This is a genomic window from Bradyrhizobium sp. WYCCWR 12699, from assembly GCF_032144035.1.
In the GTDB taxonomy this organism is placed as follows: domain Bacteria; phylum Pseudomonadota; class Alphaproteobacteria; order Rhizobiales; family Xanthobacteraceae; genus Bradyrhizobium.
This window is the reverse complement of record NZ_JAVTJN010000005.1, coordinates 251,960-266,322: the sequence shown is the minus strand read 5'-3', so window position 1 is coordinate 266,322 and position 14,363 is coordinate 251,960. Positions and strand designations below refer to the sequence as shown.

The window sequence follows — 14,363 nt, the reverse complement described above, 5'->3', positions numbered from 1 at the left end:
GCCAAGATGCAGAGCCGGCTTCCCATCATCCTCTTCGCAGCTGTCATGGCGGCGATCCCGTTCGTCCCGGGCACGCCTCCGTTCTGGATCGTGCTGCTCGACAATATCGGCCTTGCGGCGCTGGTCGCGATGGGCCTCGTGCTGCTGACCGGCGTCGGCGGCCTGACCTCGTTCGGCCAAGCCGCCTTCGTCGGCTTCGGCGCCTACACCACCGCGGTGCTGTCGACGGCCTATGGCCTGTCGCCCTGGCTGACGCTGCCGCTGTCGCTGGCAGTCAGCGGATCATTGGCGGTGCTGCTCGGCCTGATCACCGTCCGCCTCTCCGGCCATTATCTGCCGCTCGGCACGCTCGCCTGGGGGCTCGGCCTGTTCTACCTGTTCAGCAAGCTGGAGTTTCTCGGCCGCAACGACGGCATCTCGGCGATCCCGCCGCTGTCGATCGGCACGTTCAAGATGCTGTCGCCCGGCTCGATCTATTACGCGATCTGGGTCGCCGTGATCCTCTCGGCCCTGCTGACGATGAACCTGCTGGACTCCCGCACCGGCCGCGCCATCCGCGCGCTGCGCCGCGGCCATGTCGCGGCCGAGGCGTTCGGCGTGCACACGCCGCGTGCCAAGCTGCTCGTGTTCATCCATGCCGCCGTGCTCGCCGGCCTCTCGGGGTGGCTCTACGCGCATCTCCAGCGCGCGGTGAACCCGACGCCGTTCGGTGCGCAGGCCGGCATCGAATATCTCTTCATCGCGGTGGTCGGCGGCGCCGGCTATGTCTGGGGCGGCGTGCTGGGCGCGGCCATCGTCGTGGTCCTGAAGGAAGTGCTGCAGAGCTATCTGCCGCTGATCCTGCCCGGCTCCGGCCAGGTCGAGACCATCGTGTTCGGCATCATGCTGGTCGCGCTGCTGCAGCTTGCACCCGGCGGCCTCTGGCCCTGGCTGATGTCCTTCCTGCCGGAGCGGACGAGTGGCAAGAAGCCCGACACCTCCCTGAAGCTCGAGCAGCGCACCCGCGCCCCCGGCGAGAGCAGCATCCTGCTCCAGGTCGACAAGGCGCGAAAACAGTTCGGCGGCGTGGTCGCGGTCAACAACGTCTCCTTCGACGTCCAGGCCCGCGAGATCGTCGCGCTGATCGGCCCGAACGGCGCCGGCAAGAGCACCACCTTCAATTTGATCACCGGCGTGCTGTCGGCGACGTCAGGCTCGGTCTCGGTGCTCGGCAAGAAGGTCGACAAGGCGCCGCCGCAGGAGATCGTCAAGCTCGGCATCTCCAGGACCTTCCAGCATGTGAAGCTGGTCCCCGACATGACCGTATTGGAGAACGTCGCGATCGGCGCGCATCTGCGCGGCCATTCCGGGCCGATCTCCTCGATGCTGCGGCTCGATCGCGCCGACGAGGCAAAACTGCTTGCGGAGGCCGCCCGTCAGATCGAGCGCGTCGGCCTCACCGAGCAGATGCACCAGCTTGCGGGCTCGCTCTCGCTGGGACAACAACGCATCGTCGAGATCGCCCGCGCGCTCTGCGTCGATCCGATGCTGCTGCTGCTCGACGAGCCCGCCGCGGGCCTGCGCCACATGGAGAAGCAGCGGCTAGCTGCGCTGCTTCGCGAGCTGCGCGACGGCGGCATGAGCGTGCTCTTGGTCGAGCACGACATGGGCTTCGTCATGAACCTCGCCGACCGCATCGTGGTGCTCGATTTCGGCACCAAGATCGCGGAAGGCACCCCCGCCACGATCAAGACCAATCCCGAAGTGATCAAGGCCTATCTCGGAGTGGCGGCATGAGCGCGCTGTTGTCCGTCGCCGACGCCCACGTCGCCTATGGCAAGGTCGAAGCGGTTCGCTCGGTCTCGCTCGAGGTCGGCGCCAACCAGATCGTCACCATTGTCGGCGCCAACGGCGCCGGCAAGACCACGCTGCTCTCGGCCATCATGGGCATCCTGCCGCTGAAAGGCCGCGTCGCCTTTGCGGGGCAGGACTTGGCGCGGCTCGACATTGAGGACCGCGTCGCGATGGGCCTCGGCCTCGTCCCCGAGCACCGCGAATTGTTCGTGACCATGAATGTCGAGGACAATCTCGAGCTTGGCGCCTTCCGCATCGAGCGGTCCAAGGCGAAGGCCTCGATGGAGCGCGTCTACACGCTGTTTCCGCGGCTGAAGGAGCGGCGCAAGCAGCTCGCCGGCACGCTGTCGGGCGGCGAGCAGCAGATGCTCGCAATGGGCCGCGCGCTGATGGGCGCGCCGAAACTGCTGATGCTGGACGAGCCGAGCCTCGGCCTCGCCCCGATCATCGTCGCCGACATCTTCCGCATCGTCACGGAGCTGCGCAGCAGCGGCGTCTCCGTGCTGCTTGTCGAGCAGAACGCGCAGGCCGCACTGAAGATCGCGGACCAGGCTTACGTGATGGAGCTCGGGGAGTTCGTACTCAGCGGCAAGGCCAGCGACATCGCCGCGAACGAGCGGGTCGCGGCGAGCTATCTCGGCTTCCAGCATGAAGGTGAAAGCGCCGTTTAGCGCCGGCGAACTCCCCCTTTCTCCCCTTGTGGGAGAAGGTGGCCGAGCGTGTCGTCTCCTCTATTTGAAGATCAACCGGCTGCCTTCTCCCCCTTCAACGCCGCGACCTCCGCCTCGAGCTCTGCGATCCTGGCATCCCTCGCCGCCAGCGCGGCCGCGACATCGCCCGCATCGAACTTCTGCGGAATGTGCTGCGGGCAGTTGGTGTCCCACGCCGCAATCTTGAACAGGATCACCTGCTCTGGGCGGGCGCGGTAACCCTTCGGCATCAGCGACGTTGTCAGCGCCTCGTCGTCCTCGACGATTCGCGCCTCGCCCCAGATCTTCACGCGGCGGCGGTGGGCATAATCCATCACGAAAATGTAGGCCTTGGGATTCTCCGACAGGTTGCCTTGCGTGATGTATTGCCGGTTGCCGGCGTAGTCGGTGAAGGCCAGGGTCTGCTTGTCCAGCACCTTCAGGAAGCCCTTGGGCCCGCCGCGGTGCTGGATGTAAGGCTGGCCGTCGGCCGAGGCGGTGGCAAAGTAGAAGCTGTTGGCATCGGCGAGGAACGCCGCGAGGTTCTCATCGACCTCGGTGCGCCATCCTCGCTGCTCGGCATGGGCGTAGCCTTCGCGCGATCCCTTTCGGGTCTGGATCGCTTTCACCGCCGGCGAGAAGGCGACGTCGCTGGCGTAGGTGTGAGTTGCCGTCATCGGAATAGCTCCTGAAATTCCGGCGCATTGCTGCGTCTTTCAGCGCTTAATCTGGACCTTTCCGGCGTTAAAACAATCGAGCGGCTTGACACTTCATCGTTGCAGTATATGCAATAATGCCGTGGACCGCCTCGAAGCAATGCACGTCTTCGTCACCGTCGCCGATCTCAGCGGTTTTGCGCCGGCGGCGCGGAAGCTGCGGCTGTCGCCCTCGGCGGTGACGCGGATGATCGCGGCGCTGGAGGAGCATCTCGGCGCCCGGCTGCTGCAGCGGACCACGCGGCAGGTGACGCTCACCGACGTCGGCACGCGCTATCTGGAGCGCGCGCGGCGCATCCTCGCCGATGTCGAGGAGGCCGACGGCTCCGCGCGCGAGGAGCGCAACCGGCCGAGCGGACGGCTGGTGGTCTCGGCCCCCGTCGGCTTCGGCCGGCTGCATGTCGGGCCGGTCATGACCGATTATCTCAAGCGCTACCCCGAGGTCACCGCCGAGCTCAGGCTGTCGGATAACCTCGTCAATCTCGTCGAGGACGCCGTCGACGCCGCAGTGCGGATCGGCCACCTCGCCGATTCCTCGCTGGTGGCGCGCCAGGTCGGCGAGATGCGGCGGATCGTGGTGGCGGCGCCGGGCTATCTGAAACGGCATGGCGAGCCGAAGACCCCACAGGAATTGCTCGCGCATCAGACCATCGCATTCGGCCCATCCACGACCTGGCGCTTCGTGCAGGACGGCCGCGAGATCGAGGTGGCGCCGAACCCGCGCTTCGCCAGCAACAGCGCCGACGCGGCCCTGCAATATGCCGAAGCCGGCGGGGGCGTGACGCGCGTGCTGGCCTATCAGGCCGCCGAGGGCTTGAAGCGTGGGCGGCTCAGAATCGTGCTCGCACCATACGAGCAGCCGACGCTGCCGATCCACATCGTCTATCCGACCTCGCGCCTGCTCTCGGCCAAGGTGCGCGCGTTCATCGATCTCGTGGTGGAAAGGGCGGAGTGGCGGTTCGGGTAGGTCTCTAGTCCCGGACGCGCGGCAATGCGTAGCGTTGCTGCGCAGAGCCGGCACCCAGACGGCGGTACTGTAGCATGTCGACGGATGGGCCCCGGCTCTGCGGAGCGGCACTTCGCGCCGCACCGCGTCCGGGGGCACGGGAGAGCATCACCCCTTCTTCGGCACCACGCGGAACGTCCCGCTCGCCCGGGCGATCACGGCGTCGTCGGCCTTTGCGAGGCATTGCGCGAAGCAGATCGTGTTGCCGGTCTTGATCGCCTCGCCCTCGAGCGCGAGCCATTGGCCGATCTCGGCGGCGCCGGCATAGTCGACCGACAGCGAGATCGTCACGAACGACGTGGTCCATCCCGTCGCCTGCGCGCAACTGTAGCCCATGGCGGCATCGGCCAGCGCCGCGATCAACCCGCCGTGGATCAATCCGCGGGCATTGGTATGCGGCGTCGCCAGCCGCAATCCCACGGTGACGCCCTTGTCGGTCTTCTTCGAATAGAGCGGCTCCCAGGGATCGGTGAGCGGGGCTTTGCGGAAATGCGGCTCGAAGCCAGCGGGAATGTCGGGAGAGGTCATGGCTGTCTCGCGTTGCTGAGGTCGGAAGCATTGAACGCGACAGCCGTAACGAGCGCATCAATTACAAAGTTTTAAACGGGATTTGCGCAGATGTTTGAAACGGGCTCGGCCGTCATTGCGACGAGCTCTTGCAACGAAGCAGTCCAGACTGTCTCCGCGGAGAGATTTCTAGATTGCTTCGCTCCGCTCGCAATGACGGAGGATCCGGTAACGACGTGCCTAAAACGGCAGCCCCACGTAGTTCTCCGACAGCGACGTCATGGCCGCCTGCGACTGCGTGACATAGTCGAGCTCGGCGAGCTGGATGCGCGCGCCGATGCTCCCGGTGTCGGGGAATTTGTGCAGCATCGAAGTCATCCACCAGGAGAAGCGCACGGCCTTCCATACCCGCGCCAGCGCCGTGGCGGAATAGGCGTCGATGCCGGCGCTCGATTTTTCGTCGTAAAACTCGCGCAGCGCGCTCGACAGATAATGCGCATCGCTGGCGGCGAGGTTGAGACCCTTGGCGCCGGTCGGCGGCACGATGTGGGCGGCATCGCCGCACAGGAACAATTTGCCGAAACGCATCGGCTCGGCAACGAAGCTGCGCAAGGGCGCGATGCTCTTTTCGATCGAGGGGCCCGTGACGAGGCTGTCGGCGGCCTCCTGATCGAGCCGGCGCTTCAACTCGTCCCAGAAGCGATCGTCCGGCCATTGATCGACATGGTCATCCAGCGAACACTGCACATAGTAGCGGCTGCGTCTGGTCGAGCGCATGGTGCAGAGCGCAAAGCCGCGGGCGTGGTTTGAGTAGATCAGCTCGTGGCTGACCGGCGGCGTCTCCGACAAAATGCCGAGCCAGCCGAACGGATAGACCCGCTCGAACTCCTCGATCGCCGAGGCCGGAACGCTGGCGCGGCTGACGCCGTGGAAACCGTCACAGCCGGCGATGAAATCGCAATCCAGCGTGTGAGTGACGCCGTCCTTCACCCAGGTTACGCGCGGGTGACTGCCGTCGAAATCATGCGGCTGCACGTCCCTGGCCTCGTAGACCGAGATGAGACCGGCGGCCTTGCGCGCATTCATCAGGTCGAGCGTGACCTCGGTCTGGCCGTAGATCATGACCGTCTTGCCGGTCGCGGCCTTCATGTCGATGCGATGACGGCGGCCGGAAAAGGCGAGCTCGATGCCCTCGTGCACCAGACCTTCGGCATGCGCCCGGGTTCCGGCGCCGACCTGGTCGAGCAGCGCGACGGTTCCCTCCTCCAGCAGGCCGGCCCGGATGCGGCCGAGCACATAGTCTGGGCTCTGCCGCTCCAGGATGACGTTATCGATGCCGTAGGCATGCAGCAGTTGCCCAAGCAACAATCCGGCTGGCCCGGCCCCGATGATTGCGACCTTTGTCCGCAATACTTGCTCCTTCCTATCCTGTAGGCTTTTGGCCGGGCCGCTTGTCGCGCCGGCCCGCGGACGATAATTATATCATATAACGTTTGGGCAAAAGGGGAGCGATGGTCGCCCGGGCAGCGACAAATCCATGCAACATGGCTGACGTAGATGGCGCGCCGAGGCGAGTGCCAATTCCGGCTTGAACGCGCCGGCCAATTAGATAACATGTTAATTAACGAGACCGGGCCATCGAAGCCCGCCGTCGAAACAGGGAGAGACGCGTGATGAGAAAAGCCTGTCTGGCATTGCTGCTGGCCGCGAGCGTGACGCCTGCCTTGGCGCAGGACAAGACCTTCGATTTGAAGATCTCGCACTGGGTGCCGGCATCGCATCCGCTGCAGAAGTCGCTGGAGGACTGGGCCGCGGCGGTCGAGAAGGATTCCGGCGGCACCATCAAGGGCAAGGTGTTTCCCGCCCAGCAGCTCGGCAAGGCGTTCGACCATTACGACATGGCGCGGGACGGCATTGCCGACGTCACCTACGTCAATCCCGGCTACCAGCCCGGCCGCTTCCCGATCGTCGGTGCCGGCGAACTGCCGTTCCTGATCTCGGACGCCAAGGGCGGCTCGATGGGGCTGGACGCCTGGTATCGCAAATACGCCGAGAAGGAGATGAAGGACGTCAAATACTGCCTCGCCTTCGTCCACTCGCCCTCCTCCTTCCATTCCAAGACCAAGAAGATCGTCATGCCCGAAGACGTGAAAGGCATGAAGATCCGCCCGGCGCACGCCACCATGGCGAACTTCGTCACCTCGCTCGGCGGCACCAACGTGCAATCCTCGGCACCGGAAGTTCGCGACATCATCGAGCGCGGCGTGGCCGACGGCGTCACCTTCCCCTGGGGATCCCTGGTGCTGTTCGGCATCGACAAGGTGACCAAATACGACATGGAGGCGCCGCTCTACACCACGACCTTCGTGTTCGTGATCAACAAGGACAAGTACAATGCGATGTCCGACAAGCAGAAGGCCGCGATCGACAAGAACTGCTCGGTCGAGATGGCCGGCGTGGTCGGCGAGCACTGGGGCAAGTTCGAGGATGCCGGCATCGACAAGGTGAAGGCCGAATCCGGCCACGAGGTCTACAAGCTGACACCCGAGCAGACCGCCGCCTGGAAGAAGGCCGCCGAGCCGCTGGTAAAGACCTGGAGCGAGGGTGCCAAGAAGGGCGGTGCCGATCCCGATGCCGCGCTGGCGGAGCTCAAGGCCTCGCTGAAGAAGTACAACGCGCTGGCGGAGTGAGGCCGGACTGCGGCCGCGCACTCGCTGCACCTCTCCCGCTTGCGGGAGAGGTCGCGCCGAAGGCGCGGGTGAGGGATTTCTCCTCTTGGGCGTTCTCGATTGTGGAAGCACCCTCTCCCCAACCCTCCCCCGCAAGCGGGGGAGGGAGCGCTCCTTCTTCGCGGCAACAGCTGAACCCAGCTTCGCTAATTCTAGATAGGACTCATCGCCCATGAAGCGCTCCTGGATGGACCGCATCATCGACACGATCGAATGGATCGCGGCCGGCTTCGTCGGCATTGTCGCGCTCGACATCTTCCTGTCGGTGCTGCTGCGCAACACGCTGAACTATTCGATCCCCGACAGCTTCGACATCGGCCGCATGCTGCTCGGCATCCTCATTTTCTGGGGCATCGCGGCGACCTCCTATCGCGGCACCCACATCACGGTCGATCTCGTCTGGGGCAATGTCGGACCGCGCTACCAGCGCTGGATCGACGTGTTCGCCACGCTGGTGCTGCTGTTCGTCGTGACCGTGCAGACCTGGACGCTGTTCGACAAGGTGCGCGGCACCTACAACGACAACGTCCAGACCTTCGACATGCACATGCCGACCTGGCCGTTCTTCGCGATCGCCTGGATCGGCGACGTTTCCGCCGTGCTGCTGATCGCGATCCGCACCTACCGATTGATCTTCCATCCTGAAGACATGCACGATCCCAAATTGAAGGCGACGGAGTAATCATGAGCACCGATGCCGTCGCCTTAATCGGCTTCGTTTCCCTGTTCGCCCTGATGTTGCTGCGCGTGCCGGTCGGCATGGCCATGGGCCTCGTCGGCGTCTCCGGCTTCGCCTATCTCGTCAACGGCAATGCGGCGCTGAAGCTGGTCGGCCAGACCTCGATGCGCACGGTCACCGACTACACGTTCGGCGTCATCCCGATGTTCCTGCTGATGGGCTCGTTCGTGTCCAATTCCGGCATGAGCCGCGAGCTGTTCCGCGCCGCCAACGGTTTCGTCGGACACTTACGCGGCGGGCTCGGAATCGCCACCGTCGGGGCCTGCGGCGGCTTTGCCGCGATCTGCGGCTCATCGGTTGCGACTGCCGCGACCTTCTCCGCCGTCGCTTACCCCGAGATGCGCCGCTTCGGCTATCCGCAATCCTTTGCCACCGGCGTGATCGCCGCGGGCGGAACACTGGGCGCGATGCTGCCGCCCTCCACCGTGCTCGCCGTCTACGGCATCATCACCGAGCAGGACATCGGCAAGCTCTTCATCGCCGGCATCATTCCGGGCCTGCTGGCGATGTCGATGTATATGATCACGATCTTCCTGATCGGCTATTTCCGGCCCGACTTCCTGCCCAAGGGCAAGGTGACGCCGTGGCGTGAGCGCTTTGCCGGCCTGAAGGAGATCTGGGCGCCGGTGCTGCTGTTCGTGTTCGTGATCGGCGGCCTCTACGGCCTGCCCTTCCTGCCGCGCTTCACGCCGACGGAAGCCGGCGGCGTCGGTGCCGCGGGCGCCTTCATCATCGGCGTGCTGACGGGCCGCCTCGACCGCGAGAAGATCCTGGCCTCGCTGCTGCAGGCGACACGCACCGCGGCCGCCGTCTTCACCGTGCTGATCGGCGCGCTGATCTTCGGCTATTTCCTCACGGTGACGCAGACGCCGCAGAAAGTGACCGAGTTCCTCACCGGCCTTGGCCTGGGCAGCTACGGCGTGCTGGCGCTGATCATGGTGATGTATCTCGTGCTCGGCTGCCTGATGGACGCCATGGCGATGATCATCCTCACCGTGCCCATCATCTTCCCCGTCATCACGCATCTCGGCTTCGACCCGATCTGGTTCGGCGTCATCATCGTGATGACGGTCGAACTCGGCCTGATCCACCCGCCGGTCGGCATGAACGTCTTTGTCATCAAGAGCGTGGTGAAGGACGTCTCCTTCTCCACGATCTTCAAGGGCGTCATCCCGTTCGTGGTCACCGACCTGATCCGCCTCGTGATCCTGATCGCCTTCCCGCTGCTGGCGACCTGGCTGCCGACACGGATGATGGCGAATTAGGAGACGTGATAGAGCGGCGAGTTATCTTGCCCTCTCCCCTGTGGGAGAGGGTGGCTCGCCGCGATAGCGGCGAGACGGGTGAGGGATCTCTCTCCGCATGCACTGCGTTTGCGGAAGCAACCCCTCATCCGGCGCTTCGCGCCACCTACTCCCACAAGGGGAGAAGGAAGGGCAGCGGGGCACTGCGATACATTGGAGGCGACCGATGATCCCCATCCTCGAGACCGAGTACGTCTTCACCATCACCGCGCGCATCGGCGACGTCGTGACAGCCGGCGAGACCGGGATCGGCGTTCGCCGTATCATTCCGATCATCGGCGGCGAAGTGACGGGCGCGATATCAGGCAAGGTGCTCCCCTTCGGCGCCGACTTCCAGACCATCCGCCCCAACGAGCTGATCGATCTCGAGGCGAAATATGCCTTCGAGACCGACGACGGTGCCGTGGTCTATGTCGAGAACAAGGGCATGCGTTTTGGCCCGGTCGAACTGCTGCAGAAGCTCAAGCGCGGCGAGCCGGTCGATCCCAAGCTGATCTATTTCCGCACCGTGCCGAAGTTCGAGACCGGGCACGAGAAATATCGCTGGCTGATGGAGCACATTTTTGTCGGCTCGGCCGCGCGCCATGCAGATCGCGTGGTGATCGACGTGCATCAGGTGGTGTAACAACATCCTCCATCGTCGTCCCTGCCCGGTGCGCAATTGCGCACGGGGCGCAGGAAGCCATACCGCGTGATTTATCGAGTGCGGGCGGTTGGCGTACCGAACGACGAGCCTTCGCCAAACTCCTCCCTGGGGTTATGAGTCCCTGCGTGCGTGCGCAGGGACGGCATAGTGTGCAGAGCAGCATTCTGCGGCCCGTGACCTTGACTCCCCCAAAATTCGTTATACAACATAACTATTCTGACAAGGACGCAAATGACACAGGGAAACGCCGAGACCGCTGATGCGGGTGCCTCCGGGCTGCTCCGGATCGAGAGGGCGGACCGGGTTCTGACCGTGGGTCTGAACCGGCCGGCCAAGCGCAATGCGCTGAACGACGGCATCATCCTGGAAATCGGCGCGTGTTTCGCCAACCTGCCCGAGGACATCGGCGCGGTCGTCATCCACGGCATCGGCGATCATTTCTCCTCGGGCCTCGACCTCTCCGAGCTGACCGAGCATGACGCGACCGGCGGCCTGCTGCATTCCCAGATGTGGCACCGGGTGTTCGACCGCATCCAGTACAGCCGCGTTCCCGTGATCGCGGCGCTGAAGGGCGCCGTGATCGGTGGCGGGCTGGAGCTGGCCTGCTCGGCGCATATCCGCGTCGCCGAACCCTCGACCTATTTCGCGCTGCCCGAGGGACAACGCGGCATCTTCGTCGGCGGCGGCGGCTCGGTGCGGCTGCCCCGGCTGATCGGCGTCGCCCGGATGATGGACATGATGCTGACGGGCCGCGTCTACAGCGCGACCGAAGGCGCCTCCTACGGTTTCGCGCAATATGTGACGGAAAGCGGCAACGCGCTCGGCAAGGCGATGGAGCTTGCCACGAAGGTCGCCTCCAACGCGCCGCTGACGAATTTCGCCGTGCTCCAGGCGCTGCCGATGATCGCGGAGGCCAATCCGCAGACCGGCCTCCTCATGGAATCGCTGATGGCGACCGTCGCGCAGAGCGACAAGGAGGCCAAGCGGCGGATCCGCGAATTCCTCGAGCACAAGACCGCAAAGGTGAAGCCCAAGTCATGAGCGCGCAGCCGTCCTCTTCCAGCATGGAGCGCGGCGCGAGCACTTTCCCGCTGCGGCCCATCTCGTTCGGCGATCCCGTCGTCGACATCGAACGTCGCGACGACGGCACGATTTACCTGCGGCCCAAACAGCCGCTCGGCGACTATCCCGTCCGCATCACCGACCGCCTGCATCATTGGGCGGCGACCACGCCGGATCGCGTCTTCATGGCGGAGCGCGAAGGCGGCCGCGGCTGGCGCAAGATCACTTACGCCGAGCTGCTCACTGCGAGCCGGCACATCGCGTCGAGCCTGATTGCGCGCGGCCTGTCGGCGGAGCGGCCGGTCGTCATCCTCTCCGGCAATTCGATCGATCACGCCTTGCTCGCGTTCGGCGCGTTCTATGCCGGCATTTCGTTCTGTCCGGTGTCGCCGGCCTATTCGCTGGTCTCGAAGGATTACGGCAAGCTGTCCTATCTGATGAAGCTGCTGACGCCTGGCCTCGTCTTCGCCGAGGATGCCGACAAGTTTGCCGATGCGCTCGCCGCCAATGTCTCGCTCGGCACCGAGATTGCAGCGTCCTACGGCCATGTACCCGGGCGCGACGTCACCCTGCTCGCCGACCTCATGGCGGCGCCGATCCGCGGCGATCTCGACGAGGTCCATGGCAGGATCGGCCCCGACACGATCGCAAAGTTCCTGCTGACCTCGGGCTCGACCGGCAACCCGAAGGCCGTCATCAACACCCAGCGCATGATCTGCGCCAACCAGGTGATGCTGCGCGAGACGCTCGCCTTCCTGAAGGACGAGCCGCCCGTCATCATCGACTGGCTGCCCTGGAATCACACCTTTGGCGGCAACCACAATATCGGGCTGACGCTCTACAATGGCGGCTCGATGTATCTGGACGCCGGCAAGCCGATGCCCGGCGGCATCGAGGAGACCGTGCGCAATCTCCAGGAGATCTCGCCGACGGTCTATTTCAACGTGCCCAAGGGCTATGAATCGCTGCTGCCCTATCTGCGCGACGACCAGGGCCTGCGCGCAAAGTTTTTCGACCGGCTGCACGCGATGTTCTTCTCGGGCGCCGCGCTCTCGCCCTTCATCTGGGACAGTCTCGACGAGCTCGCGGTGAAGGAAAAAGGCTATCGCGTGCCGATGCTGACCGGGCTCGGGGCGACCGAGACCGCGCCGTTCTTCATGTCGGTCAACCCACGCACCAGCCGCTCGGGCCATGTCGGCCTGCCGGTGTCGGGCAACGACGCCAAGCTGGTGCCGAACAACGGCAAGCTGGAGGTACGCGCCAAGGGGCCGAACGTCATGCCCGGCTATTGGCGCCAACCCGACATCAGCGCGAAATCCTTCGACGAGGAAGGATTCTACAAGATGGGCGATGCGCTCAAGCCCGCAGACCCCGACGATCTCAACGCCGGCTTCGATTTCGACGGCCGCGTCGGTGAAGACTTCAAACTCGCCAGCGGCACCTGGGTCAGCGTGGGCCCCCTGCGTGCACGCCTCACGGCGGCCTGCGCGCCGCTGGTGCGCGACGTCGTCATCGCCGGCATCAACCGCGACGAGGTCTCCGCGCTGGTCGTGCTCGACCTCGACGGTTGCCGGCTGATCAACCCGACGCTGCCGACCGACGATCTCGTCGTCGCGACGCGCGACCGCCTGGTGCGCGAAGCTTTCCGCGAGCGCCTGACGCGCTTCCTCAGCCAGGCCACGGGATCCTCGACGCGGATCACGCGCGCGATCCTGATGGACGCACCGCTCTCGATCGACAAGGGCGAGGTCACCGACAAGGGCTCGATCAACCAGCGGGCCGTGCTCGAGCACCGCGCCGAATTGATCGAGGAGCTCTACGCTGCCAATCCGTCGGGCCGTGTGATATCGGTCGGATAAGAAATCATCGCATCAGGAGAACGCCATGTTGTTGAAGGATCAGGCAGCCATCGTCACCGGCGGCGCATCGGGACTGGGCGCTGCCACCGCGCGAAAGCTGGCGGCGCAGGGCGCCAAGGTCGCGGTCTGCGACCTCAATACCAAGCTTGCCGAGACGGTTGCCGCCGAGATCAAGGGCGTGGCCGTGACCTGCGACGTCTCCGATGCCGCCTCCGCTGAAGCTGCGGTCGCGCAGGCCGCGAAAGCTCATGGCCCGGCGCGCGTGCTGGTCAATTGCGCCGGCATCGGTGTTGCCAAGCGTGTGGTCGGCCGCGACGGTCCGATGGCGCTCGCCGATTTCGACAAGGTGATCAAGGTCAATCTGATCGGCACCTTCAACATGCTGCGCCTTGCGGCCACCGAGATGTCCAAGCTCGAGCCGCAGGCGACCGGCGAGCGCGGCGTCATCATCAACACGGCGTCCGTCGCGGCCTATGACGGCCAGATCGGCCAGTCCGCCTATTCGGCCTCCAAGGGCGGCATCGTCGGCATGACGCTGCCGATCGCGCGCGAGCTCGCGCAGTTCGGCGTCCGCGTGCTGACCATCGCACCCGGCCTGTTCCTGACGCCGCTGCTGGCGAACCTGCCGCAGGAAGCCCAGGACTCGCTCGCCGCCGCCATCCCCTTCCCGCGCCGGCTCGGCCAGGCCGACGAATTCGCCGCGCTCGCGCTGCACATGGTCGAGAATGCGTATCTGAACGGTGAAGTGGTGCGCCTCGACGGCTCGCTGCGCATGGCGCCGAAGTAAGGCCAGCCCATGTTCGTGAACCGGCGCGAGGTCCAGATCCAGTGGGGCGATTGCGACCCCGCCAACATCGTCTATTACCCGCGCTATTTCGCGATGTTCGACGATTCGACCTCGACCCTGTTCGAGGTCGCCGGGTTCTCCAAGCAGGACCTGGTCCGCAAATACGGCCTGGTGGGCATCCCCATGGTCGACACGCGGGCCAAGTTCTACATCCCCTCGACCTATGGCGACTGGATCACCATCGAAACGAAGATCGAAAGCATCAAGCGCTCGAGCTTCGAGGTGAAGCACAATGTCTACAAGGGCGAGTCGCTGGCGATCGAGGGGTTCGAGACCCGCGTGCTGGTCGGCCGCGATCCCGTTAACCCCGACAAGCTGAAATCGGCACCATTCCCGGCGGAAATGGTAGCCAAATTCACGGGAAGCTAAATCGCCGCATCACCAAAAGAGGGGGCTGAATTACCCCCCGATTTCTGCTTTCAAAGA

Annotated in this window: 14 protein-coding genes; 11 read left to right on the top strand and 3 right to left on the bottom strand. The window is 64.8% G+C overall.

Translation table 11 applies throughout. The features are described from left to right. The first annotated feature begins 6 nt into the window (after window positions 1-6). Both RPS27_RS05960 and RPS27_RS05955 read left to right on the top strand, forming a co-directional pair. Entirely contained in the window at window positions 7-1,776 is a 1,770-nt protein-coding gene (locus RPS27_RS05960) for a branched-chain amino acid ABC transporter ATP-binding protein/permease (protein WP_313753929.1), read from the top strand. Beyond that, complete coding sequence (locus tag RPS27_RS05955; protein WP_194404512.1) at window positions 1,773-2,504, top strand: ABC transporter ATP-binding protein; 732 nt, start codon at window positions 1,773-1,775, stop codon at window positions 2,502-2,504. The genes RPS27_RS05960 and RPS27_RS05955 overlap by 4 nt, the downstream gene beginning before the upstream one ends. A gap of 71 nt (window positions 2,505-2,575) precedes the next feature. On the opposite strand, the gene RPS27_RS05950 is transcribed toward RPS27_RS05955, so the two are convergent. Further along, a complete protein-coding gene (locus RPS27_RS05950; RefSeq protein WP_212067848.1) occupies window positions 2,576-3,199 on the bottom strand; it encodes a pyridoxamine 5'-phosphate oxidase family protein in 624 nt (207 codons plus the stop codon). Between the two features lie 121 nt (window positions 3,200-3,320). Between RPS27_RS05950 and RPS27_RS05945 the strand changes: the two genes are divergently transcribed. Beyond that, window positions 3,321-4,205: a LysR family transcriptional regulator gene (locus RPS27_RS05945; RefSeq protein ID WP_211415829.1), complete on the top strand. Its 885-nt coding sequence runs from the start codon at window positions 3,321-3,323 to the stop codon at window positions 4,203-4,205. A gap of 147 nt (window positions 4,206-4,352) precedes the next feature. Here the strand turns inward: RPS27_RS05945 and RPS27_RS05940 are convergent, their stop codons facing one another. Continuing rightward, window positions 4,353-4,772 (bottom strand): PaaI family thioesterase, encoded by a 420-nt coding sequence (locus tag RPS27_RS05940; protein ID WP_211415828.1) that lies wholly within the window; start codon window positions 4,770-4,772, stop codon window positions 4,353-4,355. Between the two features lie 219 nt (window positions 4,773-4,991). Further along, complete coding sequence (gene pobA, locus RPS27_RS05935) at window positions 4,992-6,161, bottom strand: 4-hydroxybenzoate 3-monooxygenase (RefSeq protein WP_212067847.1); 1,170 nt, start codon at window positions 6,159-6,161, stop codon at window positions 4,992-4,994. A 263-nt stretch (window positions 6,162-6,424) separates the two neighbouring features. Here pobA and RPS27_RS05930 point away from each other — a divergent pair, with 263 nt between their 5' ends. The 8 genes from RPS27_RS05930 to RPS27_RS05895 all read left to right on the top strand — a co-directional run bounded on the left by RPS27_RS05930 (window position 6,425) and on the right by RPS27_RS05895 (window position 14,306). Then, entirely contained in the window at window positions 6,425-7,441 is a 1,017-nt protein-coding gene (locus RPS27_RS05930; RefSeq protein WP_212067846.1) for a TRAP transporter substrate-binding protein, read from the top strand. Window positions 7,442-7,652: 211 nt separating this feature from the next. Further along, window positions 7,653-8,162 carry a TRAP transporter small permease gene (locus RPS27_RS05925; protein WP_194404518.1) on the top strand — a complete coding sequence of 170 codons (510 nt, stop codon included), beginning with the start codon at window positions 7,653-7,655 and terminating at the stop codon, window positions 8,160-8,162. Between the two features lie 2 nt (window positions 8,163-8,164). After that, a complete protein-coding gene (locus RPS27_RS05920; protein WP_212067845.1) occupies window positions 8,165-9,484 on the top strand; it encodes a TRAP transporter large permease in 1,320 nt (439 codons plus the stop codon). 205 nt (window positions 9,485-9,689) lie between these two features. Next, complete coding sequence (locus tag RPS27_RS05915) at window positions 9,690-10,148, top strand: DUF3237 domain-containing protein (protein ID WP_212067844.1); 459 nt, start codon at window positions 9,690-9,692, stop codon at window positions 10,146-10,148. A 252-nt stretch (window positions 10,149-10,400) separates the two neighbouring features. Continuing rightward, complete coding sequence (locus tag RPS27_RS05910) at window positions 10,401-11,210, top strand: crotonase/enoyl-CoA hydratase family protein (RefSeq protein WP_194404521.1); 810 nt, start codon at window positions 10,401-10,403, stop codon at window positions 11,208-11,210. Next, on the top strand, window positions 11,207-13,090 hold the full coding sequence (locus tag RPS27_RS05905) for a feruloyl-CoA synthase (RefSeq protein ID WP_212067843.1): 1,884 nt from the start codon (window positions 11,207-11,209) through the stop codon (window positions 13,088-13,090). Before RPS27_RS05910 ends, RPS27_RS05905 begins: the two co-directional genes overlap by 4 nt. Before the next feature lie 25 nt (window positions 13,091-13,115). Continuing rightward, window positions 13,116-13,877, top strand: coding sequence for an SDR family NAD(P)-dependent oxidoreductase (locus tag RPS27_RS05900; RefSeq protein WP_063200588.1), 762 nt, complete (start codon window positions 13,116-13,118; stop codon window positions 13,875-13,877). A gap of 9 nt (window positions 13,878-13,886) precedes the next feature. Further along, entirely contained in the window at window positions 13,887-14,306 is a 420-nt protein-coding gene (locus RPS27_RS05895) for an acyl-CoA thioesterase (protein WP_212067841.1), read from the top strand. The last annotated feature ends 57 nt before the right edge of the window (window positions 14,307-14,363 follow it).